General features: G+C 72.9%; 19 protein-coding genes. 16 read left to right on the forward strand and 3 right to left on the reverse strand.

The annotated features are described in order from the left end of the window. The first annotated feature begins 89 nt into the window (after positions 1–89). The 4 genes from O7611_RS03080 (at position 90) to O7611_RS03095 (ending at position 4710) form a co-directional block, all read left to right on the forward strand. Positions 90–2213, forward strand: coding sequence for a pyridoxal-phosphate dependent enzyme (locus O7611_RS03080; RefSeq protein ID WP_269696163.1), 2124 nt, complete (start codon positions 90–92; stop codon positions 2211–2213). Continuing rightward, positions 2210–3343: a D-alanine--D-alanine ligase family protein gene (locus O7611_RS03085; RefSeq protein WP_269696164.1), complete on the forward strand. Its 1134-nt coding sequence runs from the start codon at positions 2210–2212 to the stop codon at positions 3341–3343. The genes O7611_RS03080 and O7611_RS03085 overlap by 4 nt, the downstream gene beginning before the upstream one ends. Further along, on the forward strand, positions 3340–3975 hold the full coding sequence (locus tag O7611_RS03090) for a M15 family metallopeptidase (RefSeq protein ID WP_194798485.1): 636 nt from the start codon (positions 3340–3342) through the stop codon (positions 3973–3975). The genes O7611_RS03085 and O7611_RS03090 overlap by 4 nt, the downstream gene beginning before the upstream one ends. Before the next feature lie 75 nt (positions 3976–4050). Continuing rightward, positions 4051–4710: a hypothetical protein gene (locus O7611_RS03095; RefSeq protein ID WP_269696165.1), complete on the forward strand. Its 660-nt coding sequence runs from the start codon at positions 4051–4053 to the stop codon at positions 4708–4710. A gap of 67 nt (positions 4711–4777) precedes the next feature. Here the strand turns inward: O7611_RS03095 and gabT are convergent, their stop codons facing one another. Together gabT and O7611_RS03105 are read right to left on the reverse strand one after the other, a co-directional pair. Further along, positions 4778–6049, reverse strand: a complete 1272-nt coding sequence (gene gabT, locus O7611_RS03100; protein WP_194798483.1) for a 4-aminobutyrate--2-oxoglutarate transaminase — start codon at positions 6047–6049, stop codon at positions 4778–4780. Between the two features lie 5 nt (positions 6050–6054). Beyond that, complete coding sequence (locus tag O7611_RS03105) at positions 6055–7491, reverse strand: gamma-aminobutyraldehyde dehydrogenase (protein WP_269696166.1); 1437 nt, start codon at positions 7489–7491, stop codon at positions 6055–6057. Positions 7492–7633: 142 nt separating this feature from the next. On the opposite strand from O7611_RS03105, the gene O7611_RS03110 reads away from it, so the two are divergent. Beyond that, positions 7634–9073: an aldehyde dehydrogenase family protein gene (locus O7611_RS03110; RefSeq protein ID WP_194798481.1), complete on the forward strand. Its 1440-nt coding sequence runs from the start codon at positions 7634–7636 to the stop codon at positions 9071–9073. A gap of 12 nt (positions 9074–9085) precedes the next feature. On the opposite strand, the gene O7611_RS03115 is transcribed toward O7611_RS03110, so the two are convergent. Next, positions 9086–10321 (reverse strand): SUKH-3 domain-containing protein, encoded by a 1236-nt coding sequence (locus O7611_RS03115; protein ID WP_442929319.1) that lies wholly within the window; start codon positions 10319–10321, stop codon positions 9086–9088. A gap of 156 nt (positions 10322–10477) precedes the next feature. On the opposite strand from O7611_RS03115, the gene O7611_RS03120 reads away from it, so the two are divergent. From O7611_RS03120 to ahcY, 11 genes are all read left to right on the forward strand, one after another. Beyond that, positions 10478–10813, forward strand: coding sequence for a YbaB/EbfC family nucleoid-associated protein (locus tag O7611_RS03120; protein ID WP_269696168.1), 336 nt, complete (start codon positions 10478–10480; stop codon positions 10811–10813). A gap of 3 nt (positions 10814–10816) precedes the next feature. Then, positions 10817–11173, forward strand: a complete 357-nt coding sequence (locus tag O7611_RS03125; RefSeq protein ID WP_135243437.1) for a hypothetical protein — start codon at positions 10817–10819, stop codon at positions 11171–11173. A 24-nt stretch (positions 11174–11197) separates the two neighbouring features. After that, positions 11198–15430, forward strand: coding sequence for a toxin glutamine deamidase domain-containing protein (locus O7611_RS03130; RefSeq protein ID WP_269698041.1), 4233 nt, complete (start codon positions 11198–11200; stop codon positions 15428–15430). Next, a complete protein-coding gene (locus O7611_RS03135) occupies positions 15430–15873 on the forward strand; it encodes a hypothetical protein (protein WP_194798476.1) in 444 nt (147 codons plus the stop codon). The genes O7611_RS03130 and O7611_RS03135 overlap by 1 nt, the downstream gene beginning before the upstream one ends. A gap of 17 nt (positions 15874–15890) precedes the next feature. Beyond that, positions 15891–16610, forward strand: coding sequence for a deoxyribonuclease V (gene nfi / locus O7611_RS03140; protein ID WP_194798475.1), 720 nt, complete (start codon positions 15891–15893; stop codon positions 16608–16610). Between the two features lie 105 nt (positions 16611–16715). Beyond that, positions 16716–17663 carry a hypothetical protein gene (locus O7611_RS03145; RefSeq protein WP_194798474.1) on the forward strand — a complete coding sequence of 316 codons (948 nt, stop codon included), beginning with the start codon at positions 16716–16718 and terminating at the stop codon, positions 17661–17663. Positions 17664–17862: 199 nt separating this feature from the next. After that, positions 17863–18069 carry a Trm112 family protein gene (locus O7611_RS03150; protein ID WP_013284195.1) on the forward strand — a complete coding sequence of 69 codons (207 nt, stop codon included), beginning with the start codon at positions 17863–17865 and terminating at the stop codon, positions 18067–18069. Further along, complete coding sequence (locus tag O7611_RS03155; protein ID WP_194798473.1) at positions 18066–19262, forward strand: SIS domain-containing protein; 1197 nt, start codon at positions 18066–18068, stop codon at positions 19260–19262. Before O7611_RS03150 ends, O7611_RS03155 begins: the two co-directional genes overlap by 4 nt. A 28-nt stretch (positions 19263–19290) precedes the next feature. Next, the gene (locus O7611_RS03160; RefSeq protein ID WP_194798472.1) at positions 19291–20313 is read left to right on the forward strand and encodes a cation diffusion facilitator family transporter; all 1023 of its coding nucleotides are present in this window, start codon (positions 19291–19293) and stop codon (positions 20311–20313) included. A 3-nt stretch (positions 20314–20316) separates the two neighbouring features. Further along, positions 20317–21477, forward strand: a complete 1161-nt coding sequence (gene manA, locus O7611_RS03165) for a mannose-6-phosphate isomerase, class I (protein WP_194798471.1) — start codon at positions 20317–20319, stop codon at positions 21475–21477. 290 nt (positions 21478–21767) lie between these two features. After that, positions 21768–23267 carry an adenosylhomocysteinase gene (ahcY, locus tag O7611_RS03170; protein ID WP_194798470.1) on the forward strand — a complete coding sequence of 500 codons (1500 nt, stop codon included), beginning with the start codon at positions 21768–21770 and terminating at the stop codon, positions 23265–23267. Positions 23268–23419 lie beyond the last annotated feature (152 nt).

Consider the following 23419-nt stretch of genomic DNA (forward strand, 5'->3'; position numbering starts at 1 on the left):
GCCGTCGCGGCGTCCCGCGATGACACCTGCCCGAGGACGGGACCGGCGGCGCCGCCTCCCATCCGCAGACGGCCGGAGAGGAGACCGCAGTGCCGACAGGTACCGAGGGGAACGCGCCGCCCGGCGGTCGGGTGGCCTGGGCCGACGTGGCGAAGGGCGCCTGCATCGTGCTCGTGGTGCTGTGGCACGTCGTCGTCAAGGACTACCTGCGTGTCGACTGGCGGGTCGGCCTGCCGGTGCCGGGTGCGTGGGGGCTGCTCGGCGAGCAGTTGCTGCCGCTACGGATGCCGTTGTTCTTCGCGATCTCCGGCATCTTCGCGGCGAACGCGGTGGCCCGCCCGTGGCGGGTGGCCGGGCGGCCCCGGATCGCCCGGAACCTCTACCTGTACGCGATCTGGCTGCTGATCCACACCGCGCTGCTGGCGCTGGCGCCCGGATTCCCGACCGACCGGGCCACCGACAGCGGTGAACTGCTGGCCCAGCTCACCGTGACGCCCTCGAACCTGTGGTACCTGTACGCGCTGGCGCTCTACTTCGTGATCGCGAAGGCACTGCGCCGGGTCCATCCGGCGGTGCTGCTGACCGCTGCGGGCGCGCTGTCCGCGATGGCCGCCACCGGGCTGCTGGACAGCCCCGGCAACCGGGGGCAGGTCTACCAGAACCTGGTGTTCTTCCTGGCCGGGGTGCACCTGCGGCCGTACCTCACGCGGTGGGCGGACGGCGCGAGCACCCGGCGGCTCGCCGGTACCGGCGCGGCGTACGCGGTCGCGCTGGCCGTCATGGCGTTCGCCGGTGCGCAGAGGTGGCCCGGCGTGTACCTGCTCGTCTCCGTGCTCGCGGTGGCGTTCGGGCTGACCGCCGCCGCCCGGCTGGCCCGGTACCGCCTGGCCGGTCCGGCACTGGCCCGGCTGGGCCGCCGCACCCTCCCCGTCTACGTGATCCACATGCCGGTGCTGGCGCTGCTGGACCGGCTCCTCGCCACACCCGTGGCCGGCCTGCCCGGGCCGGCCCGGGCGCTGCTCGTGACCGTCTACCCGGTCCTGCTCACCGCGCTCGTACTGGCACTGAGCCTCGCCGCGCACCGCGGCCTCACCGCGCTCGGCGCGCGCCGGCTGTTCGACCTGCCGCGCCGCCGCGTCCACTCGAATCCCGAAGGAGAGACCATGCCCCGAACCGACGCGCCGGTGCTGCCGGACCGCACACGTGTCGAGGAGGCCGCCCGCGCGCTGTCCGGCCGGGTGGTGCGTACCCCGGTGCTGCACAGCCCGGCGATCGACCGCCTGGCCGGCACCCGCGTCCTGCTCAAGGCGGAGAACCTCCAGGACGGCGGCTCGTACAAGATGCGCGGCGCGATGCTGGCGGTGGGCCGGCTCGCCGCCGCCGGGCACACCGGTGTGGTCGCGCAGAGCACCGGCAACCACGCGGTAGCGGTCGCGCTCGCCGCCCGCCGGCACGGTGTCGCCGCCACTGTCGTGCTGCCGGTGGACGCCGCGCCGGTCAAGGTGGACCGGGCACGGGCGGCCGGGGCACGGGTGGTGCGGGCCGGCACCACTGTGGAGGAGCGTCTGGCCGTCGCCCGGCGGATCGCCGAGGTGGAGGGCCATCCGCTCGTCGACGCGTACGACCACCCGGACGTGGTGGCCGGGCAGGGCAGCGCGAGCCTGGAACTGATCGAGGAGGCGGCGCGGCGCGGCACTCCGCTGGACGCGCTCGTGGTGCCGGTGGGCGGGGGTGGCGGCATCGCCGGGGCCTGCCTGGCCGCGGCCGGAACGCCGATCCAGGTGTACGGCGTGGAGCCGGTCGGGTGCGACTCGCTCGCGCGCAGCCTGGCCGCCGGACGGCCCACACCCGTCGCCCCGGCGCCGAGCCTGGCCGACGGACTCCGTCCCGGCTGCGTCGGTGACCTGCCGTTCGCGGTGGCCCGGACCGCGGTGCGGGGGGTGGTCCTTGTCGACGACGACGCGATCGTCGAGGCGTTCCGGCTGCTCCTGCTGGACCTCAAGGTGCTCGTCGAGCCGTCCGGCGCGGCCGCGCTGGCCGGCGCGTTGCGGCTGGGCGAGATGGCGCGTCCCAGCGGCGGCGGGACCGAAGCCCGGCCGTCGGACGGCGGGCGGCGACTGACGGTCGGCGTGGTGCTGACCGGCGGAAACGTGGAAGCGGAAGTGGTGGCCCGGCTGGCGGGCGACCCGATGACTGTGGGAGTTGCGGCATGAGGTCGACAGTGCGGATCGGTGTCCTGTACGGAGGCCCGTCGGCGGAACACGAGGTCTCCTGCGCCTCGGCGCTCGGCGTGGCCCGCGCCCTGGCGCAGCAGGGGCACCGGGTGGTGGCGCTCGGTATCACCCGTACCGGCGGGATCCGGCTGCTGCCCGAGCCGGTGCTCGCGCAGCACCTCGGCACCGTGGCGGCCGGCCGGGCGATCGACGACCGGCTGCCGGTCACCGGCGAGGCGGTGGAGCTGCGGCGCGGGGCAGCCGCCGGCACCGTCGCGGTCGGCGCGGCCGACGCCCCGGCCACTGTGCACGCCGAGCTGGACGTGGTGTTCCCGGTGCTGCACGGCCCGTACGGCGAGGACGGCGTCGTGCAGGGGCTGCTGGAGTCGCTGGGCGTGCCGTACGTCGGGTGCGGCATCCTCGCCTCCGCAGTCGGCATGGACAAGGTGGCGATGAAGCGGGCGCTGCGGGCCGAGGACGTGCCGACCACGCCGTACGTCTGGTTCGACGAGCCGACCTGGCAGGCCGCGGCGGACCCGGAGAAGCTGGTGGTCGGGCTGCGCGGGCCGCTGTTCGTCAAGCCGGCCCGGATGGGCTCCTCGATCGGCATCTCCCGGGTCGCCGACGGCGACGACCTGGTCGCGGCCGTGGAGGAGGCGTTCCGGCACGACCACGTGGTGCTCGTCGAGCAGGGCGTGACCGGCCGGGAACTGGAGTGCGGCGTGCTCGGCGGCTGGCAGCCGGAGGCGTCGGCGGTCGGCGAGGTCCGAGTCGCGGGTGGCTGGTTCGACTACCGGCAGAAGTACTTCGGCGACGCCGACCCGATGATCGTCCCGGCGCTGCTACCCGGCGAGGTCACCGAGCGGATCCGCGAGCTGTCGGTGCGGGCGTTCACCGCGATCGGCGGCTGGGGCCTGGCCCGTGTCGACTTCCTCTACGACGAGGCCACCGGCGACCTGCTCGTCAACGAGCTGAACACGCTGCCCGGCTTCACCGCGCACTCGATGTACCCGAAGGTGTGGGCCGAGTCCGGTGTCGCGTACCCCGAGGTGGTGGACCGGCTCGTCGCGCTCGCCTTCACCCGGCACGCGGCCCGGCCGTCGCGCGAACAGCCCGGGGGTACGCCGTGATCCTGCTCTCCGACCCCCGGGTCGCCGCAGTGTCCAGCCGGGACGACGGCGAGCCCCTGGTGGACCTGCGCGACGTGCCCGGGCTGCGGGTGGACGGGCGGGCCGCCGACCCCGCCGGGGCGTACGCCCGGGTGCGGCGCGGGGTCGCGGACCGGTTGCTGGCCGCGCAGCGCGCGCTGCCGGCCGGGCTGTGCCTGCTCGTGGTCGAGGGGTACCGGCCGTACCGGGCGCAGCTGGACATCTTCACCGGCTACCGGGACGAACTGCGCCGGCGTCACCCGGACTGGCCGGCGGACCGGCTGCACCGGGAGACCACCAAGTTCGTCTCGCCGGTCGCTGTGGCCCCGCACAGCACCGGCGGAGCAGTCGACCTCACCCTGTGTGACGCCGACGGGGTGGAGCTGGACATGGGCACCGCGCTCGACGCCACCCCGGAGGAGAGCGCCGACGCCTGCTTCACCGCCGCACGGCACATCCCGGTCAGCGCGTGGCGCAACCGGAACCTGCTGGTGGCGGCGCTGAGTGGCGCGGGACTGGTGAACTACCCGACGGAGTGGTGGCACTGGTCCTACGGCGACAGGTACTGGGCATTGATGACCGGAGCGCCACATACCCGTTACGGTCCGTTGTAGTCAACGTATTCGGGTGAACGGTCCGGCCCTCCCGTCCGTACCACGCGTCGAACGACAGCGACGACGGGAGAGAACGTGAGGGTGCAGCGCAAGCACGTGCTGGCGGCGACTGTGGCGGTGACCGCCACGGTGGCGGTCTCGGTGGGCACCGGACTCGGTTTCGCGGACACCGCGCCGGCCGCGCGATCGGTCTGCGCCGGGTCGGTGACCTTCTCGGCCGAGGGCGGGCCGCCGGCCGCGACCAGCGACAGGTTCCCGGTGGGCACCCGGCTGCGGGTGACGAACTTGGACAACCGCAAGGTGGCCACGGTGACGGTGACCGGGCCGTCCGGGAGCTGCGTGCTGCTGAACGCCGCTGCTATGGACCTGGTACGCGAGCCGGGCAAGAACGTCATCCGCCGCAACGTGGTGGAACGCCTCGACGGCGGCGGCGCCCCGGCACCGGGTGCGCAACCGGGTGAGACCCGCCCGGGCGCGGCGCAGCCGATCGGCGGCAGCGTCTGCTCCGGCGCGCTCACGTTCTTCGCCGAGGGCGGGGCACCCGCCGCCACCAGCGGCCAGTTCCCGCTCGGCACCCGGCTGCGGGTGACGAACCTGGACAACAACAAGGCGGTGACAGTGACCGTCACCGGGCCGTCGGGCAGTTGCGTGCTGCTGAACACGGCGGCCATGGACGCCATCCGGGAACCCGGCAAGAACCTGGTCCGGCGCAACACCGTCGAGCTGATCCGCTGAGTTCCCGGATGGAACACCATGAGCCGGTCCTGGGGGAGATCGGGCTCATGGTGTTCCACGTCCGGGGTCAGCCGAAGGCGGCCGCCAGAATGTCCAGTCCCCGGCTCAGCTCGTCGTCGGAGATGACCAGCGGAGGCAGGAACCGCAGCACGTTGCTGTAGGTGCCGCAGGTCAGCGTGAGCAGCCCGGCCGCGTGGCAGGCGGCCGAGATCGCCGCCGTGGCGGCCGGATCAGGGGTCAGCGTGCCCGGCTGGACGATCTCCACGGCGAGCATCGCGCCGCGGCCGCGTACCTCTGCCACGCGCGGGTCACCGGCGGCGATCGCGCGCAGCCGCTCACCCATCACGGCGCCGATCCGGCGCGCGGCGGCGGCCAGGTCCAGCTCCCGCATCGTCTCGATCGACGCGAGCGCGGCGGCGCAGGCGATCGGGTTGCCGCCGTACGTGCCGCCGAGACCGCCGACGTGCACCGTGTCCATCAGCTCCGCCCGGCCGGTCACCGCCGCCAGCGGCAGGCCGCCCGCGATGCCCTTGGCCAGCGTGACCAGGTCCGGCTCGACGCCCTCGTGCTCGCAGGCGAACCAGTCGCCGGTGCGGCAGAAACCGGTCTGGATCTCGTCGGCGACGAACACCACCCCGGCCGCCGTCGCCCACTCGCGCAACGCCGGCAGGAAACCCTCAGCGGGTACGACGAAGCCGCCCTCGCCCTGGATCGGCTCGATCAGCAGCGCGGCCACGTTCTCCGCGCCCACCTGCTTCTCGATCATCTCGATCGACCGGGCCGCAGCGGTGGCGCCGTCGAGCCCGCCGTCGCGCAGCGGGTACGACATCGGCACCCGGTAGACCTCACCGGCGAACGGCCCGAACCGGTGCTTGTACGGCATGTTCTTCGCGGTCAGCGCCATGGTCAGGTTGGTCCGGCCGTGGTACGCGTGGTCGAACACCACCACCGCGGGTCGCCCGGTGGCGTGCCGGGCGATCTTCACCGCGTTCTCCACCGCCTCGGCGCCGGAGTTGAACAACGCCGAGCGCTTCTCGAAGCCGCCCGGGGTGAGCGCGTTGAGCTGCTCGCAGACCGCCACGTACGACTCGTACGGCGCGACCATGAAGCAGGTGTGGGTGAACCGCTCGACCTGCGCGCGCACCGCCTCGACCACCCGCGGGGCGGAGTTGCCCACGTTGGTGACGGCGATGCCGGCGGCGAAGTCGATCCACTCCCGCCCGTCCACGTCGGTGATCGTGCCGCCGCCCGCCCGGTCCACGTACGCGGGAATGGTGCTGCCCACGCCCCGCGCCACCGCCTCGACCCGGCGCTTGTGCAGCTCATCGCTGGTTGCCATCGCGATCAGCCCTCGATGTTGTGCATGACGTGCTTGACCCGGGTGTAGTCCTCCAGGCTGTAGACCGACAGGTCCTTGCCGTGGCCGGAGTGCTTGAAGCCGCCGTGCGGCATTTCCGAGACGAACGGGATGTGCGTGTTCACCCAGACGCAGCCGAAGTCCAGCCGCCGCGTCATCCGCATGGCCCGGCCGTGGTCGCGCGTCCACACCGAGGCGGACAGGCCGTAGTCCACGCCGTTCGCCCAGCGCACCGCCTCGTCCTCGTTGGAGAAGCGCTGCACGGTGATGACCGGCCCGAATACCTCGTCCTGGATGATCTCGTCGGTCTGGCGTACGCCGGAGACCACTGTCGGGGCGTAGAAGAAGCCGCGCTCACCGACCCGTGACCCGCCGGTGGTGACGTTCGCGTGGTCCGGCAGCCGGTCCACGAAGCCGCTCACCCGGGCGAGCTGGTTGGCGTTGTTCAGCGGACCGTAGAGCACGTCGGCGTCGTCGGGCGCCCCGGTGCGGGTGTTGCGGGCCTGCTCGGTCAGCGCGGCCACGAAGTCCTCGTGGATGCCCGGCCCGGTGAGCACGCGGGTCGCCGCCGTGCAGTCCTGACCGGCGTTGAAGTAGCCGCCCATCGCGATCGCCTCGGCCGCCGCCGCCACGTCCGCGTCGTCGAAGATCACCACCGGGGCCTTGCCGCCCAGCTCCAGGTGCGTCCGCTTCAGGTCCGGCGCCGCCGCGGCGGCGACCTCCATGCCCGCGCGGGTCGAGCCGGTGATCGACACGAGCTGCGGGGTCGGGTGGGACACCAGGGTACGGCCGGTGTCGCGGTCGCCGCAGACCACGTTGAACACGCCCGGGGGCAGGTGCTCGGCGGCGATCTCGGCCAGCAGCAGCGTCGACACCGGCGTGGTGTCCGACGGCTTCAGCACCACCGCGTTACCGGCCGCCAGCGCCGGGGCGATCTTCCAGACCGCCATCATCAGCGGGTAGTTCCAGGGCGTCACCTGGGCGCAGACGCCGATCGGCTCGCGCCGCACGTACGAGGTGTGCCCGGCCATGTACTCACCGGCCGAGCGCCCCTCCAGCAGGCGGGCCGCCCCGGCGAAGAAGCGCAGCTCGTCCACCGCGGGCGGCAGCTCCTCGTCGGCGGTGAGCTGCCGGGGCTTGCCGGTGTTGCGGACCTCCGCGTCGACCAGCTCCGCGGCCCGCGACTCCACCGCGTCGGCGAACTTCAGCAGCGCCCGCTGCCGCTCGGCCGGCGTGGCGTCCCGCCAGGTCTCGAACGCGGCGGAGGCGGCCTTCATCGCCGCGTCCACGTCCGCCGCGCCGGAGACCGGGGCCTGGGCGAAGACCTCGCCGGTGCACGGGTCGATCAGGTCGGCGTAGCCGCCGTCCACCGGGTCGACGTACTCGCCGTTGACGAAGTTGCGCAGCTGCTGCTGGTCGCTCATCAGAAGTCTCCGAGAAGGTGGCCGGGAGGAGGGTCAGCGGAGGTTATCGCAATCTGACTGCCATCTTGGCTACTAAATCCGAGGCAGACAAGGGTTTGAGCAACTGTTTCCGCGTGGGCACCTGTGGTCTAGGCTGCCGGTCGTGGAGCCGAGAGCCTTCTACGTCGCCGGTCGCCCCGTCCACGGCGAGGACGAGCTGACAGTCACCCACCCGTACGACGGACAGCCGGTGGGGCGTACCACGCTCGCCACGGCCGACCAGGTCGAAGCCGCAGTCGCGGGCGCCGCCCGAGTGGCCGCGGAGGCCGCGGCCCTGCCCGCGCACGCCCGCGCGGCCGCCCTGGACCACGTCTCCCGCCGGCTCGCCGAGCGGTCCGACGAGGTCGCCGCGCTGATCACCGCCGAGAACGGCAAGCCGGTCAAATGGGCGAAGGCCGAGGTCGGGCGTGCGGTCTCCACGTTCCGCTGGGCCGCCGAGGAGGCCCGCCGCTTCTCCGGGGAGCTGCAACGACTCGACACCGACCCGGCCGCCACCGGGCGGATCGCCCTGGTCCGGCGCGTGCCGCGCGGCCCGGTGCTCGGCATCACCCCGTTCAACTTCCCGCTCAACCTGGTCGCCCACAAGGTCGCCCCGGCGCTCGCCGTCGGCACCCCGATCGTGGTCAAGCCCGCCCCGGCGACACCGCTCACCGCGCTGCTGCTCGGCGAGATCCTGGCCGAGACCGACCTGCCCGAGGGCATGTTCTCGGTGCTGCCGCTGCCGAACGAGCGCGCCGCCGAACTGGTCACCGACCCGCGGCTGCCGGTGGTGTCGTTCACCGGTTCCGGCCCGGTCGGCGCGGCCATCCGGCGGGCCGCGCCGGACAAGCACGTCACGCTGGAACTCGGTGGCAACGCCGCGGCGGTCATCTGCGAAGACTGGGCGGCGGACGAGGACCTGACCTTCGCCGCGCACCGCATCGCCACGTTCTCCAACTACCAGGCCGGGCAGTCGTGCATCGCGGTGCAGCGGGTCTACGTGCACGAATGGCTCTACGACGGCTTCCTGCCCCGGCTCGTCGCGGCGGTGCAGGCGCTGCGCACCGGCGACCCGCGATCCGAGCTGACCGACGTCGGCCCGCTCGTGTCGGTCGAGGCGGCGCAGCGCGTCGAGACCTGGGTGGACGAGGCGGTCGCCGCCGGTGCGGTCATCGAGACCGGTGGTCGGCGCGAGGGCGCCACCTACCCGCCCACAGTGCTCAGCGGCGTGCCGGCCGACGCGAAGGTGTGCGCCGAAGAGGTGTTCGGACCGGTGCTGGTGGTCGCCCCGGTCGCGAACGACCGGGCCGCGTTCGCCGCCGTCAACGACTCCGCGTACGGGCTCCAGGCCGGCGTCTTCACCCACCGGCTCGACGTGGCGTTCGACGCGGCCCGCACGCTCGAGGTCGGCGGCGTGATCGTCGGGGACGTGCCGTCGTACCGGGCCGACCAGATGCCGTACGGCGGGATGAAGGGCTCCGGCGTCGGGCGGGAGGGGCTGCGCAGCGCGATGGACGACTACACCGAGCCGCGCGTCACGGTGCTGACCGGCGTGGCCCTCTGATCGCCCGCCCGCTCACCAGGTGCCGTCGTCGCGGACCCGGGCGGGGGCGCGGCCGAGCAGCAGGGTGGTGAGAGCGGCGTCGATGTCGGCGCCGAGGAACCACTCGCCGGCCTGGTCGAGGGCGAAGACGCGGCCGTGCTCGTCGACCGCGAGGATGCTCTCCTGACGTTCGCTGCCGAGCGGGAAGAGGCGGGCGTCGATGAGCGCGCCGAAGTCGGCGAGAGAGTCGGCGGTGTGCGCGGCGCGCAGTGGGTTGGTGGTGAACCGGCTGATCCAGACCTTTGCCCCCGGGCCACGGCGTCGGCTCAAGACGGCCGGGAACGCGGTGAGTGCCGCCTCGGCGGCAGGAAAGGGCTCGTGCCGGTGATGCTGGCCCGCGATCTCCTTCGTCTCGGTCATCGCGCCCATCGCAAGTGCCTCGTTGAACATGCTGATCTGCCAGCCGCCGTCGATGAGGGCGTGGGCGACCTCGTCGGGGAACCGCCCGGGCTCGATGACCTCGCGCGGCTCCGGCCGCCACTCCTCCACGAAGGCGAGGTCGGGCCACGGCAGCACCGCGAACCGCACCAGGAACCTGACGCACGAGTCGCAGGGAAGATCCGCCTGTCCGCCCAACGGGTCGCCCGCCTCGCGGATGCGGAAGCTCTCGATCCGGCTGGTGCCGAGCAGGTCGCGGGCATCCTCGATGGACAAAGGGGGTAGGCCCTCGGTGGCGCGGCGGTGGTCGTGCTCGTACAGCGCGTCGGAGACGACGATCATCTCGGCGTGCCGCTCCCCACCGCGCACCAGATGCCCTGCGGGTAGGTCGTCCAGGTAGGACTGGACGAGCGGATGGTGGCGTACCTCGACGTCGCCCTTCGCGCCCTGCGCGACGTGTTGCCTGCCGTCGAGCGTGAGGTGCGCCGCCGCGCCGGGCGTGGGCAGGCGGGTCAGCTCACGCAGCAGTTGGGCGGCCGGATCGACGGTACGCGGCGGGCGCGGTTCGGCCGGACGTCGCTGCCGGTACATCCGCTCGACCGCCGTGGCCGGCACCCGCGGCCACGTGGACACCTCGCCGGTCTCCTTGTCGATCACGGTGGTCGGCAGGTCGCCGGGGAGCGCCCGCGCCTCGGTGGACACGACGGAGCTCACCACGTAGCCCAGGTCGAACTCCTCGACCTCCGGCGTGCAGGGAAAACCGAGGCGGTCGGAGTCCCGCCGGGCCCACACCGAGGCGATCTGCTCGGCCTGCTGTCGCTCGATCACCACCTGAAATTACCGGACCCCACGGATTTCGTGGCACCCGGTATGGTCGGCCCTACCCACGGTGACGGAAGGGGAGCGACGGTGGCCGAGAGTGCGGACCGGGATGCGAACCGTGCACTACGAGCGCGATTCGACGAGGTGTACGGCCAATACCAGCGCTTGCGGTCCGGTCTGGACGAACTCCAGACCAAGCTGGCCGGCCTGCGGGTCACCGAACGTTCTGACGACGGTCAGGTGACCGCGATCGTCGGCGCGCGAGGCGAGCTGATCAGCGTCGAGGTGAGCCCGGCGGCGTTCCACGACCGGGACGCCCGGGCGCTGAGCCGGAAGATCACCGAAACCGTGCTGCGCGCCTCCACCGCGGCGACCACCGCCACCCGTGAACTTGTGGCCGGCTACCTGCCGCCGGGCTCGCCGTCGGTCGAGTTCCTGCGTACCCATGACTTCGGCGCGCTGCTCGGCCGGGCCGACTCCGTGCTGGCCCGCGGCGAGTGAGAGGTGGCCGGGGGAGAGATCTGGCTGGACCCGGACCGGGCCCGCCGCGGCGGCGCCGACCTGGCGCTGTCGGGGCGGGCGGTGAGCGCGGCCCGGCGGGAGACCGGCGAGCCGATCGCCGCCGCGAGCGCCCAGCGGCCCTGGGGCCGCGACGACATCGGCGCCGCGTTCGACAAGCACTACCAGGGCTACGCCGAGACGCTGCTGCGCGCGTGGGAGCTTCTCGGCCGGTCACTGGAGGTGCTCGGGTCGGACGTCGTCCGCTCGGTCACGGCCACCGTGGAGACGGACCTGAGCAACGCCCGTGACCTCGGGACGATCCCGCAGCAAGGGCACAACCCCCATCGGCCCCGGCGCTGACCACCGGAGGACCCGCGCGTGAGCATGCTGCCCAGCCCGATCCCGCACCCGCTCGACTTCTCTCCGTGGGACCTGCCCGGCTGGATCTACGAGGCGCTCGACTGGGTGGTCGGCGTCGAATGGCCGGAGGGCGACGAGCGCGCCGTCTGGGACCTGGCCGACCAGTGGTACGGCGTGGCAGGCGTCCTGACCCGTCCGCGCGACGACGCGATCACCGCCGCCGGCGAGGTCAGGAGCGGGTACGGGGGAGTCGGCCTGGTCGCCGGCGCGTTCGACACGGCGTGGCACAAGCTCGCCGAAGGTGAGGACGCGCCGCTGCACGTCCTGGTCGCGGCGACCGACGAACTGGCGCGTCTGGTCGACTCCTGCGGCTGCGACATCGAGGGCGCGAAGCTGGAAGCCTGGATCGAGCTGGGCATCCTGGTCATCGAGTTGCTGTCCCTGGCCGTCGCCACAGTGCTCACCCTCGGCGCCGCCTCACCGGCGGCGGCCGCCGCGATCACCGCCACGCGGGTCGTGGTGCAGCAGATCTTCAAGCGGCTGGTGGCTCAGCTCGCCCGCAAGGCGGTCAAGCAGGGCCTCAAGGAGGCGGGCGAACGGGCCGCGAAGGAGGCAGCCAGGTCCGGTGCCCGCAAGCTGGCCCGGCGGGCCGCGATCGGCGGCGTGCTGGAGGCCGGTCAGGAAGCGGCCACCAGCCTCGGCACGCAGGCGTACCAGAACTCCACCGGCCGGCGGGACGGCCTCGACCTGACCGATGTGAGCACGTCGGCTCTCGGCGGATTCGCCGGCGGTGCGGTCGCGCCGCTGGCCGGGCTGGGCCGGCACGCCAACGGGCCGTTCGCGGAGATCGCCGAGCGGTTCGGGCGGGAGATGGGCGGGGAGACGCTCGCCGAGACCGCTGCGGGCCTGGCGACCGGCCAGGGGCCGTCGCTCGAGGATCTGGCGCGCGCCGCTGCCTCCGGCGCCAGCGGGTCCGCCACGAACCAGGCGGACTCGGCACTGCAACGACGCCTCGACGGGCAGCTGAGCGGGTTGACGGTGTCCCCGGTCGGCCTGGACGTGCCGGTCACCGCCGACCCCGTCGGGCTGATCCCGGCCCAGCGGGCCGCCGAGCCGATCGTCCACAGCGGCGGCGACACGATGGCGGGGGCCGTTCCCGCGACACCCTCACACGTCACGCCCCAAGCCGCCGGTCCGCACCCGCTCGCCGTGGACCTGCCCCGCCCGGCGCCGGATCCCACGACGACGCCGCCGCTCGACGATGTCGTCCCGCACGACGTGGCACGTCCGACCGCCACCACGAGCCCCACGTTGTCCTCGGTGATCACGGACGCGCCCGTCGCCACGCCCCCGTCGACCGCCCCTGGAGTTCACAACGGTGTCGGTCCGGTGACGTCGCCGATCGACCACCCCACGCCGTCCTCGACCAACCCGATCCAGGCGGCAGCCTCACCGACGACACTCCCTACACCACCTGCCGACCACGCGCGGGTCGCGGCGCCACCAACGGCGGACCGCGCCGCTCCCTTCAGCAACGGAGTTCAGGCAGGACCGCCTCCGGTCTCGCCGGTCCATCCGCAGGCGGGGCCGCATCCGGGAGCGCCGGCCGTCGGGCCCGAGCCCCGACCGGGGCCGAACACCCGTTTTCCGCTGCTGGAATCCTTGGCTCCGCATCGCCCTCCTACCGACTCCCCGGGGCCCCACCCGGGCCCGCCCCATGTCCAGGCGTGGCCCCGTGAGACCGCCGAGCAGCGCGCCGCGCGGCTGAAGGCCGATCGGGAAGGTCTGGACCGGCGGCGCTACCAGGGCTATCTGCAGTCCCAGCGTGCCTTGCACGAGGAGAACAGACGAGAGGCGCAGATCAAGGAGCTGCGTGATCTCGCCGAACAGCATTACGAGGCGGCGCGTTGGCTCCTCATGCAGGCCCACGAACTGCGCCAAGCCGGGCGGCACGAGCTCGCCGACAGGCACGTGTGGGAGGGCCGGCGGCGAGAACGCCTGCATTACCGAGCCGTCGATGAGGTGGAGGCCGTCCGTGCCGGCCAGCGTCTGCCGCAGGAGGTGATGATCGAGGACGACCTCGACTTCTACCGCATCAACGACGACGTGGCGGACCTGGCCGTCGGCGCGGTGGAGACGGCCGACCACTCCGCGCTCACCGGTCACGGGCACCCCGAGCCGATCGACAGGTCCCGGCCCTACGGCCGCCGGGGAGGGCTCCGGCCTCCGCTGGCGCTGCACCAGACCGACCTCGAACGGCAGATGCCCCGCAACCCCGACGGCAGCGTGACCCGTACCGCCGATCCCCGGCGCGGCAGATGGTTCCGCCTCGCGAACGACGGCGGACCGGCGGCCGACGCGACCCGGGGGATCAACTGCCTCGACTGCACGCTGTCGCTGTTCGAGACCTGGGTTCACGGACGGCCGCGCGTCGCGGCGCCGCGTACGTTCGACGGCTACCTGAACGGCGACGTGAACCGGCCGGTGGGCGGGGAGGCGGACGGGCCGCTGCGCGTCGAGCAGACGACCGGCGGCCGGTTCCAGAACCTCTGTCCGCCGGACCGGCCCGGTGTCACCGGCCGGGAGCGCCAGCTGTTGGTGGACGGCGGTTACCGGGACCTGTACGCGCAGCTCGCGTCGGGCGGCCACGGCAGTTACGCGTTCCTCATCACCAGCTTCGAGGGCGGCGGATCGCACGCGTGGGTGGCGTTGAACCAGAACGACACGATCCTCTTCCTCGACCCGCAGACGGGCGAGGTGGCGGACCGGCCGATCTACCACCACAGCGGCCGTCCGGCCCGCGGCAACGTGGTCGGCGTCGACGCTCTGGTGCTCGGCCCCGGCGGCCGGCCGATGCCGCTCGCCGACCGCCCACCCGGCACCTACAACGTCCTGCCCGAGCCGCTGCCCCGCCCGGCGCCGCCACGGCCGCCGGCCCCGCCGCCGATCGCCGACGGTCCCGTCCCGGACTTCAACCACGTCCACCTGCTCGGCGAGTCCACGACCATCCACCGCCGCGCCGACGGACCGATGCCGGGCGGTGCGCCGCCCGTCGAGCCGGAACCCGACCGGGTACGCGAGGACCACCGGCAGGCACACGCCAACCGGATCGCGGCCGGGCTCTACGTGCGCGACGCGCTGGCGGAGAGCGGGAACCTCGACGCCGCCTTCGCCGCCGGCGTGACGCCCGTCGAGTTGGCGCAACACGTCGACGTGCCGACGTTGCGGCGGCTCGTACCGGGGCTGAACGAGAGCGGTGCGGCCGACCTCACCCGGTTGTTCGCCGACCCGCGCGTGCAGCGGATGCTCGACCAGAGCTGGGAGGCGCCGCCGCGACGCGAGGAGTTGCTGGCCGAGAGGTTGGTGCGGCAGCTCGCGGAGCGGCCCGACCTGGTCCGGATGATCCTGACGACACCGGAACTCGCCAACTCGCTCACCGCCCGGCCGCTGACCCTGCACCACCTGGCCGGCCACCAGCAGGCCATCGACGTGTTGCAAGACGTGGTAGGCGAGATCCGGGAACGGGGCGCTGACGTCGTTGCATCGACGGAGCCGCCGGCCCTGATGCCGACTCCATTGACAGACGCTCACTTAACGGTGAGCGAATCCTTTACAACTGAGAGCGCGGAGGCCGCGCAGCCGGGTTTCGATCTAGCGCGACTTGGTGACACCGCGTATCGAAAGCAGTTCTTGGACCAGTTGTATGAGGCAGCGGCTGTCGCGCAGTCGGAGCTCAACTCCCTGGGGCGGGATCTGGCAGAGTCATGCGGTGGTGGTGCCGAATACCACCCGCGTCGTGAGCCCAAGGACCGTGCGCGGGCTGAGGACAAAATCAAGGGCTACGGCGGCGATGCGTCACAGCTGAAGGATCTCGCGGGCGGCTACGTCTCGTTTGGCAACCTCGACGAACTCTACGGCGGACTCGCACGTCTGAGGAACGACGGGCGATTGGATCTGGTGAAGTTCGAAGACCGCTTCCAGAGCCCACAGAAAAGTGGATACCGAGACGTACAGATGTTCCTCCGTGCCTCCAACGGGCACATCGCTGAGTTCCGGCTGCAACTGGCGCCACTCGACAGAGTGGCGAACTGGGAACATTCCCTCTTCGAAGTGCGGCGCGACCTCGAAGCGGTCGCTCGTGAGGAGGGACGTAGCGTGACGGTGACGGAGTCCGCCATTCGTCGGGCGGTGCTTCGGCGACAGCGTGAGCTGTTCTGGGAGGCTCTTCAGACGGCGCTGCACAAGGAGAGTGCGTGATGGCTACAGTCGACGGCGTCGAACTTCCCGCTTATTTCGAGCACTACGACACGCCTGTGAAGCTGGTCGCCACACAGGATGGCGGCCACGCCGCTTGGAAGCTGGACCGCTCGACGGGGGGTTGGCGGCCGGCGGACGAGCTCGTCGACGACGTGATCGGTGGCGTGGGCGGCGAGATCTACGTGCGCTCGGCTGATGCCTTCGTGCAGCACGTCGAGCAGTTGCGCGGACGCTACCTGAGCGGAGGGGGGCCGGTCTTCGCGCTCTACGAGACGGTCCGGGCGCTCGAGGCTCCCGCCGTCGCGGAGCGGCGACCGTTCACCGCGGAGGAAGCCGCGCTGATCAAGGGGATCCGGCGGCGGACCTTTGTGATGTTCGAGGAGCAGCTCCAGCAGGCCGGTGACCCCGCCGCCGACCCCACCATCGCCTCCGCCGCCTCCTGAAAGCGGCCCGGAACGCCATGCCCTCCACCGACGGCACACCCGTGCCCTACGTGCCGCCCGCCGACGTGGCGGAGGCGCGACGCGTACAGGAGGAGTTGCGGTCCCGGGTGGACCTGGTCGGGCCCGGTCCTGCCGCGCCCACGACGGTGGCCGGCTTGGACGTGGCGTACGCGCAGGACGGTGATCTGCTCGCGGCGGCCGTCACGGTCCTCGACGCGGCCACCCTCGATGTGGTGGACGAGGCGGTGTGTGTGGGGCGGCCCGCCTTCCCGTACGTGCCGGGGCTGTTCGCGTTCCGCGAGATGCCGGCGTTGCTCGCCGCGCTGGACCGGCTCACGGTCCGTCCCGAGCTGCTGGTCTGTGACGGGCACGGGCTGGCGCACCCGCGCCGGTTCGGGCTGGCCTGCCATCTGGGCCTGGTGACCGGGCTGCCGACGATCGGGGTGGGCAAGACGCCGCTCGTCGGCTCGTGGACGGGGCCCGGTCCCGCGCGTGGTGACAGTGCCGACCTGTGCGACGGCGGCGAGGTGGTCGGGCGGGTACTGCGGACTCAGGACGGTGTCCGGCCGGTCTTCGTGAGCGTCGGGCACCGGATGGGGTTGGACGACGCGGTGGAGCGGGTACTGGCTCTGACGCCCCGGTACCGGCTGCCGGAGACCACCCGTACGGCCGACCGGCTGTGCCGGCGGGCGCTCGCCGATGCAGGCGCGTCGGGCGGTGACCTGGGCGGGCGGTGATCGCGTGGCGCTGCACACATGTGGCGTGCTCGATGCGCGGGCGCCCGGAGGGGCCGGTAGTAACCTGACCGGCGGATCCGGTCCGGACGCAACGGTGAGGTGGAGATGTCGGCAGGGCGGCACGCGGCGCGGTGGGCCATTGTCGGCGCGCTGCTGGGTGGCCTGATCGCCGTCCCGGCGTCACCGGCGTCGGCCCGGGACGACCGGGTGGGACTGCGCGCGGCGAAGAGCTTCACCGCCGGTGGGCCGCCCGGGACGGTGGCGGTCGAGGTGCGCAAGCGGACGGACGGCTGCGTGCAGTTGCGTACCGCGGTCGGGCTCCGGCTGGAGGGCCTGCGGGCCGACCAGGTCCGGGTGCAGGTGGCGTCCGGCGGCCGATGGGTGCCGGTGCAGGTCTCCGGGGACGGCGGCGCCGTCGCCACCGCCGCGGTGGCGCCTGTCGACCGGCCGTTGTGCAAGGGCAAGGGCGTCACCGTGCGTTACCGGGTGTCCTTCCTTGCCGGGGCCGTCGGCGGCCGGCTGGAGCTGGCCGCCGAGGCGAGCGCCGCGAACGGCGACGTGCTCGGCCGGGCCGGCGGGTCGGCCCGGCTGGTGGGCGCGGCGACGCCGAGCCCCACCCCGTCCCGTAAGCCCTCGCCGACGCCCAGCGCGAGCGAGACCACGGCGGCCGAGGCGACCGACACGTCGCCGGTCGCCGCCGCCGTCGCCCCGGCCACCGCCGCGGCCGACGACTCGTCGTTCGGAGGTTCCATGATCATGTGGTTCGGTATCGGGCTGGTGCTGGTCGGCGCCGCCCTCATCGTCCTGCTGCTGCGCCGCAACCGCGCCGACCGCAGCGGTGGTGGCGCGGACACCGGCCTCCCGCCGGTCCCGCTGCCGCGCAGCACCACCACCTACCGCTCCGGCACGCCCGGGCCGGCCCCCACGGTGTACGGGGGCACGACGCCGCCCCGCCCGGCCGGCAACGTGTACGGCGCGCCCGCGTCCGCCCCGGCGCCACCGGCCCCGCCCGCCGGGGACGCGACGAGCGTCTTGCCCCGCTTGCCGGACTGAGCCGGAACCCGACCCGCTCCCGGGGTTACGGTGACGGTGGGTGGTCATGCCGTGACCCGGCAGCCGCCACCTGCCCGACCGGAGGACGGAACACCGGGGCCGAACGGGGCCCGGTGCCGGGGCCGCTCGGCCGATAAGATCGCGTGCGCCGATCGGCACCGCCGACCGGTGAGACCGCATACGTGGAAGGAGCCGCGCCGTGGCCCTGGACCCGCAGTTGCTCGACATCCTCGCCTGCCCGGACACGCACCACGCCCCGCTCGACTACGACGCGCAGGCGCAGACGCTCACCTGCACCGAGTGCGGTCGCATCTTCGAGGTCCGGGACGACGTCCCGGTGCTCCTGCTGGACGAGGCGCGTGGTGGACCCGCCGCCGACGACGCGCGGGGCGGGTCGTCGCGGTGATGGAGGGTACGGCCGGGGTCAGCGGCCACCGGCACGCGGACGAGACCCTGCTGGACGACGCGGCGCAGCTCTCCGAGCGGGATCCGGGCGGGATGCTCCGGTTCACCGCGTCCGCCGGCGCGCAGGTGCGCGAGTCGGCGGCGCTGGCCGCCGAGGCGAATTTGACGGTGCTCGCCGACGACGGACGACCCCGCGCGGTGGTCATCGCGGGCATCGGCACCGCCGGGCGTACCGGTGACGTGCTGGCCACCGTCGCCGGGCCGCGCTGCCCGGTGCCGGTCATCCCGCACCGCAGCGCCGGCGTGCCGGGCTGGGTGGGCGCGGCGGACGTGGTCATCGCGGTGAGCGCGTCCGGTCGCAGCCCGGAGGCGCTGGGCGCGGCCGAGGCGGCGCACCGGCGCGGCGCCCGGCTGGTCGCCGTCGGCGCGCCCGACTCGCAGCTCCAGTCCGTGGCGGAGCGGGCCCGAGCGCCGTTCATCCCGGTGCCCCGGCGCGCGCCGGCCCGGGCGAGCCTCTGGGCGCTCACCGTGCCGGTTCTGCTGGCCGCCCGTACCCTCGGGCTCGTGAAGGTCAACGAGGCGGATCTGGCCGAGACAGCGGCCCGGTTGGACGCCGACGCCGATCGATGCCGGCCGACCGCCGAGTCCTTCGTCAACCCGGCGAAGTCGCTGGCGCTGGGCCTGTCCGGTTCGATCCCGATCGTGTGGGGTTCGTCCCCGCTGGCCACCGTGGCCGCCCGGCGGTTCGGTGACACGTTGTCCGCGAACGCCCGCTACCCGGTGGTCGCCGGTGCGCTGGGCGAGGCGGGCCGGGGCCGCGTCGGCCTGCTCGACGGGGTGTTCGGCGGCCTGGCCGAGGGCGAGCGGGACATCTTCGCCGACCCGGGCGACGACGAGCCCGACGGCACGCGGCTGCGGCTGGTGCTGCTGCGCGACGGCGGGCTCAACGCCGACGACGACACCGACGAGCCGCTGGCGGTCGAGGAGCGCCGCGCGGACGCGGTGCAGACGCTCGCCGAGCGGCGCGGGGTGCGCTGCGACGTGGTGACCGCCGAGGGCGGCTCCGCGCTGGAGCGGCTCGCGTCGCTGGTGGCGGTGCCCGACTTCGCCTCGATCTACCTCGCCTTGGCACATGGGCTGGACCCGATGGCGGTACCGGCCATCACGGAGATGAAGGAGCTGGCTAACCAGTGACCACACGGGGCATCGGGCGAGGCGGGGAATGAGCGCAAACGGGGGCACCAAGGCGATCGTCGCCGCCCTGGCGGCGAACCTCGGCATCGCCGTCACCAAGTTCATCGCGTTCGCCCTCACCGGCTCGTCGTCGATGCTGGCCGAGTCGATCCACTCGGTGGCCGACTCGGGTAACCAGGGCCTGCTGCTGATCGGCGGCCGGCGGGCCAAGCGGCAGGCCACGCCGCAGCACCCGTTCGGGTACGGCCGGGAGCGCTACATCTACGCCTTCATCGTGGCGATCGTGCTGTTCAGCATCGGTGGCCTGTTCGCGCTCTACGAGGCGTACCACAAGGCGTCCGACCCGCACCCGATCGAGAACTGGCAGTGGGTGCCGGTGGCGGTGCTCGTGGCGGCGATCGTGATGGAGAGCTTCTCCTTCCGTACCGCCATCAAGGAGTCGAACCTGGTCCGGGGCAACCAGACCTGGGTCCGGTTCATCCGTCGCGCCAAGGCGCCGGAGCTGCCTGTGGTCCTGCTGGAGGACTTCGGCGCCCTGGTCGGTCTGGTGTTCGCGCTGTTCGGTGTCGGCATGACGCTGATCACCGGCAACGGCATGTGGGACGCCGCGGGCACCGCGATGATCGGCGTGCTGCTGGTGATCATCGCTATCACGCTGGCGATCGAGACCAAGAGCCTGCTGCTCGGCGAGGGCGCCGAGCAGAGCGAGCTGGACAAGATCGAGCAGGCCGTGACGAACGGTCCCGAGGTCGAGCGGATCATCCACATGAAGACGCTCTACCTCGGCCCGGAGGAGCTGATGGTGGCCGCGAAGATCGCGGTGCCGGCCTGGGAGACCGCCCACGACCTGGCCCGCGACATCAACGCCGTCGAGGCGCGGATCCGGCGTGAGGTGCCGACCGCGCGGGTGATCTACCTGGAGCCGGACATCTACTCGCCCGCCGCCGAGCAGGCCGGCACCGGGCAGGCGGCGGACACCGCCGTCCCGGAGGCCGTGACCACCGGTGGGACGCACGCGGCCGACGAGGTCGCCGGGCGGCCCGGGAGCTGACCGATGGAGTTGTTGCAGGGCCGGATCCGTGACTACGCCTGGGGCTCGCGCACCGCGATCGCCGAGTTGCAGGGGCGGCCGGTGCCGAGCAACGGGCCGGAGGCGGAGCTGTGGCTGGGCGCCCACCCGGGCGCCCCGGCCACTGTGCAGCGCGACGGCCGGCCGGTCAGCCTCACCGATCTGCTGGTGGCCGAGCCGGGCCACTGGCTGGGTGAGCGGCTGGTCGGCCGGTTCGGCACCCGGCTGCCGTTCCTGCTGAAGGTGCTCGCCGCCGACTCGCCGCTGAGTCTCCAGGCGCATCCGGACGCCGAGCAGGCCCGAGCCGGGCACGCCGCCGACGTGGGGCGGGTCAACTACGTGGACCCGTACCACAAGCCGGAGCTGCTGGTGGCGCTCTCCGAGTTCGATGCGCTGTGCGGCTTCCGCGACCCCGGGGAGTCGGCGGAGGCGATCGCCGCGTTCGGCGTACCCGCGCTGGAACCTGTGGTGGCGGCGTTGCGGGACGGGCCGGCGGGGCTGCGGGAGGCGGTCCGCCTGCTGTTGAGCTGGCCGCAGGCGGAGCGCGCCGGGCTGGTGGCGGCCGTGCTGGCGGCGGCGCAGGCCGGGCCGGCCTCGGCGGACGCCGAACTGGTCCGCACGCTGGCGGCCGGCTATCCGGCCGACCCGGGCGTGGTGGTGGCGTTGCTGCTGCACCATGTCCGGCTGGCGCCCGGCGAGGGCATCTGGATGCCGGCCGGGAACCTGCACGCCTACCTGCGCGGCACCGGCGTGGAGATCATGGCGGCCAGCGACAACGTGCTGCGCGGCGGGTTCACCGCGAAGCGGGTCGACGTGGACGAGTTGCTGCGGGTGCTCCGGTTCGAGGTGCTGACCCGGCCGGTACTGCGGCCGGAGCAGGTGGAGCCGGGCGTGCTGACCTGGCCGGTGCCGGTGGAGGACTTCGCGCTGCACCGGGTCGAAGTGGCCGCCGGGGCGGCTGGTGTGCGGCTGACGCTGCCCGGGCCGCGGGTGGTGCTCTGCCGGGCCGGGAAGCTGACCGTCGACGACGGCGTGGGGTCGGTGACGCTGGACGCGGGTCAGGCCGCTGTGGGTACGGCGGCCGGTGGCCCGCTGGCGCTGAGCGGGGCGGGCGAGGCGTTCGTCGCCACTTGCGGCATGCACTGACCCCGGACAAGTCCGACTTTCCCGAAATGGCTTGACGGCCACCTTGCGTGGTGTGACTCTATGGGTACGCAGCGTTGTCGCGACGAAGGTCCGGTGACGTGCGGGGGAACCAAACCGGGGGGATGCGCGGGGCGGCCGGACCGTGAGTGGGAGAGTCCGCTCACGACCGACCGCCCCGTGCGCTGTCCGCCGACCGGCCGATTGCGCGGTCGGCCAACCGGGCACGGGTCGAGTGGCCCGCGAGCGTAAGGTGGAAGGCTGCGCACCACCATCGTTCGACAGGAGCTTCCATGACCAGCACCCTCCCGGCGGCCTCCAGCGGCGCGTCGTCGCAGGCCCGGCCGAGCACCCTCGCCGAGGGCGACTACAAGGTGGCGGATCTGTCGCTCGCCGCGTTCGGGCGCAAGGAGATCCGGCTCGCCGAGCACGAGATGCCCGGCCTGATGGCGATCCGGCGCGAGTTCGCCGAGGCCCAGCCGCTGGCCGGCGCCCGCATCACCGGTTCGCTGCACATGACCGTCCAGACCGCCGTCCTGATCGAGACCCTGGTCGCGCTCGGCGCGCAGGTCCGCTGGGCGTCCTGCAACATCTTCTCCACCCAGGACCACGCCGCCGCGGCGATCGTGGTCGGCCCCGAGGGCACCCCGGAGGCCCCTGCGGGCGTGCCGGTCTACGCCTGGAAGGGCGAGACGCTGCCGGAATACTGGTGGTGCACCGAGCAGGTGCTGGCGTGGCCGGACGGGCAGGGCCCGAACATGATCCTCGACGACGGCGGCGACGCCACCCTGCTCGTCCACAAGGGCGCCGAGTTCGAGAAGGCCGGCGTCGTGCCGCCGGTCGAGTCCGCCGACTCCGAGGAGTACGCGGTCATCCTCGAACTGCTGCACCGCTCGCTGGCCGAGGACGGCCGGCGCTGGACCCGGATCGCCGCCGGCATCAAGGGCGTCACCGAGGAGACCACCACCGGCGTGCACCGGCTCTACGAGATGCACCGCGCCGGCACGCTGCTCTTCCCGGCCATCAACGTCAACGACTCGGTGACCAAGAGCAAGTTCGACAACAAGTACGGCTGCCGCCACTCGCTCATCGACGGCATCAACCGCGCCACCGACGTGCTGATCGGCGGCAAGATGGCCGTCGTCATGGGCTACGGCGACGTGGGCAAGGGCTGCGCCGAGTCGCTGCGCGGTCAGGGCGCCCGGGTCGTGGTGACCGAGGTCGACCCGATCTGCGCGCTGCAGGCGGCGATGGACGGCTACCAGGTCGCCACGCTCGACGACGTGGTGGAGCAGGCCGATATCTTCATCACCGCGACCGGCTGCTTCGACGTCATCACCAACGAGCACATGGCCCGGATGAAGCACCAGGCCATCGTGGGCAACATCGGCCACTTCGACAACGAGATCGACATGGCCGGCCTGGCCAAGCGCAGCGACGTGACCCGGGAGAACATCAAGCCGCAGGTCGACGTGTGGCGCTTCGACGACGGCCACGCCATCATCGTGCTGTCCGAGGGCCGCCTGCTGAACCTGGGCAACGCCACCGGCCACCCGAGCTTCGTGATGTCGAACTCGTTCGCCAACCAGACGATCGCCCAGATCGAGCTGTTCACCAAGACCGACGAATACCCGATCGGCGTCTACGTGCTGCCCAAGCACCTGGACGAGAAGGTCGCCCGGCTGCACCTGGACGCGCTCGGCGCGAAGCTGACCACGCTCACCAAGGAGCAGGCCGCCTACCTGGGCGTCTCCCCGGAGGGCCCGTTCAAGCCGGACCACTACCGCTACTGAGTTCCACGCTCCCTGAGGGACCGGGGTCTGCCGCGCGGCCGACCCCGGTCCCTTTTCGCGTACGGGGGAAGGCCGTCAGGTGACGAACCGGGTGACGTTACCCGGATCAGCTTGACGTTTGCTGTGAACAGGAGCAAGGTATGCCTGCCCTA

The organism is Micromonospora sp. WMMC273 (assembly GCF_027460285.1).
Classification (GTDB): domain Bacteria; phylum Actinomycetota; class Actinomycetes; order Mycobacteriales; family Micromonosporaceae; genus Micromonospora; species Micromonospora aurantiaca.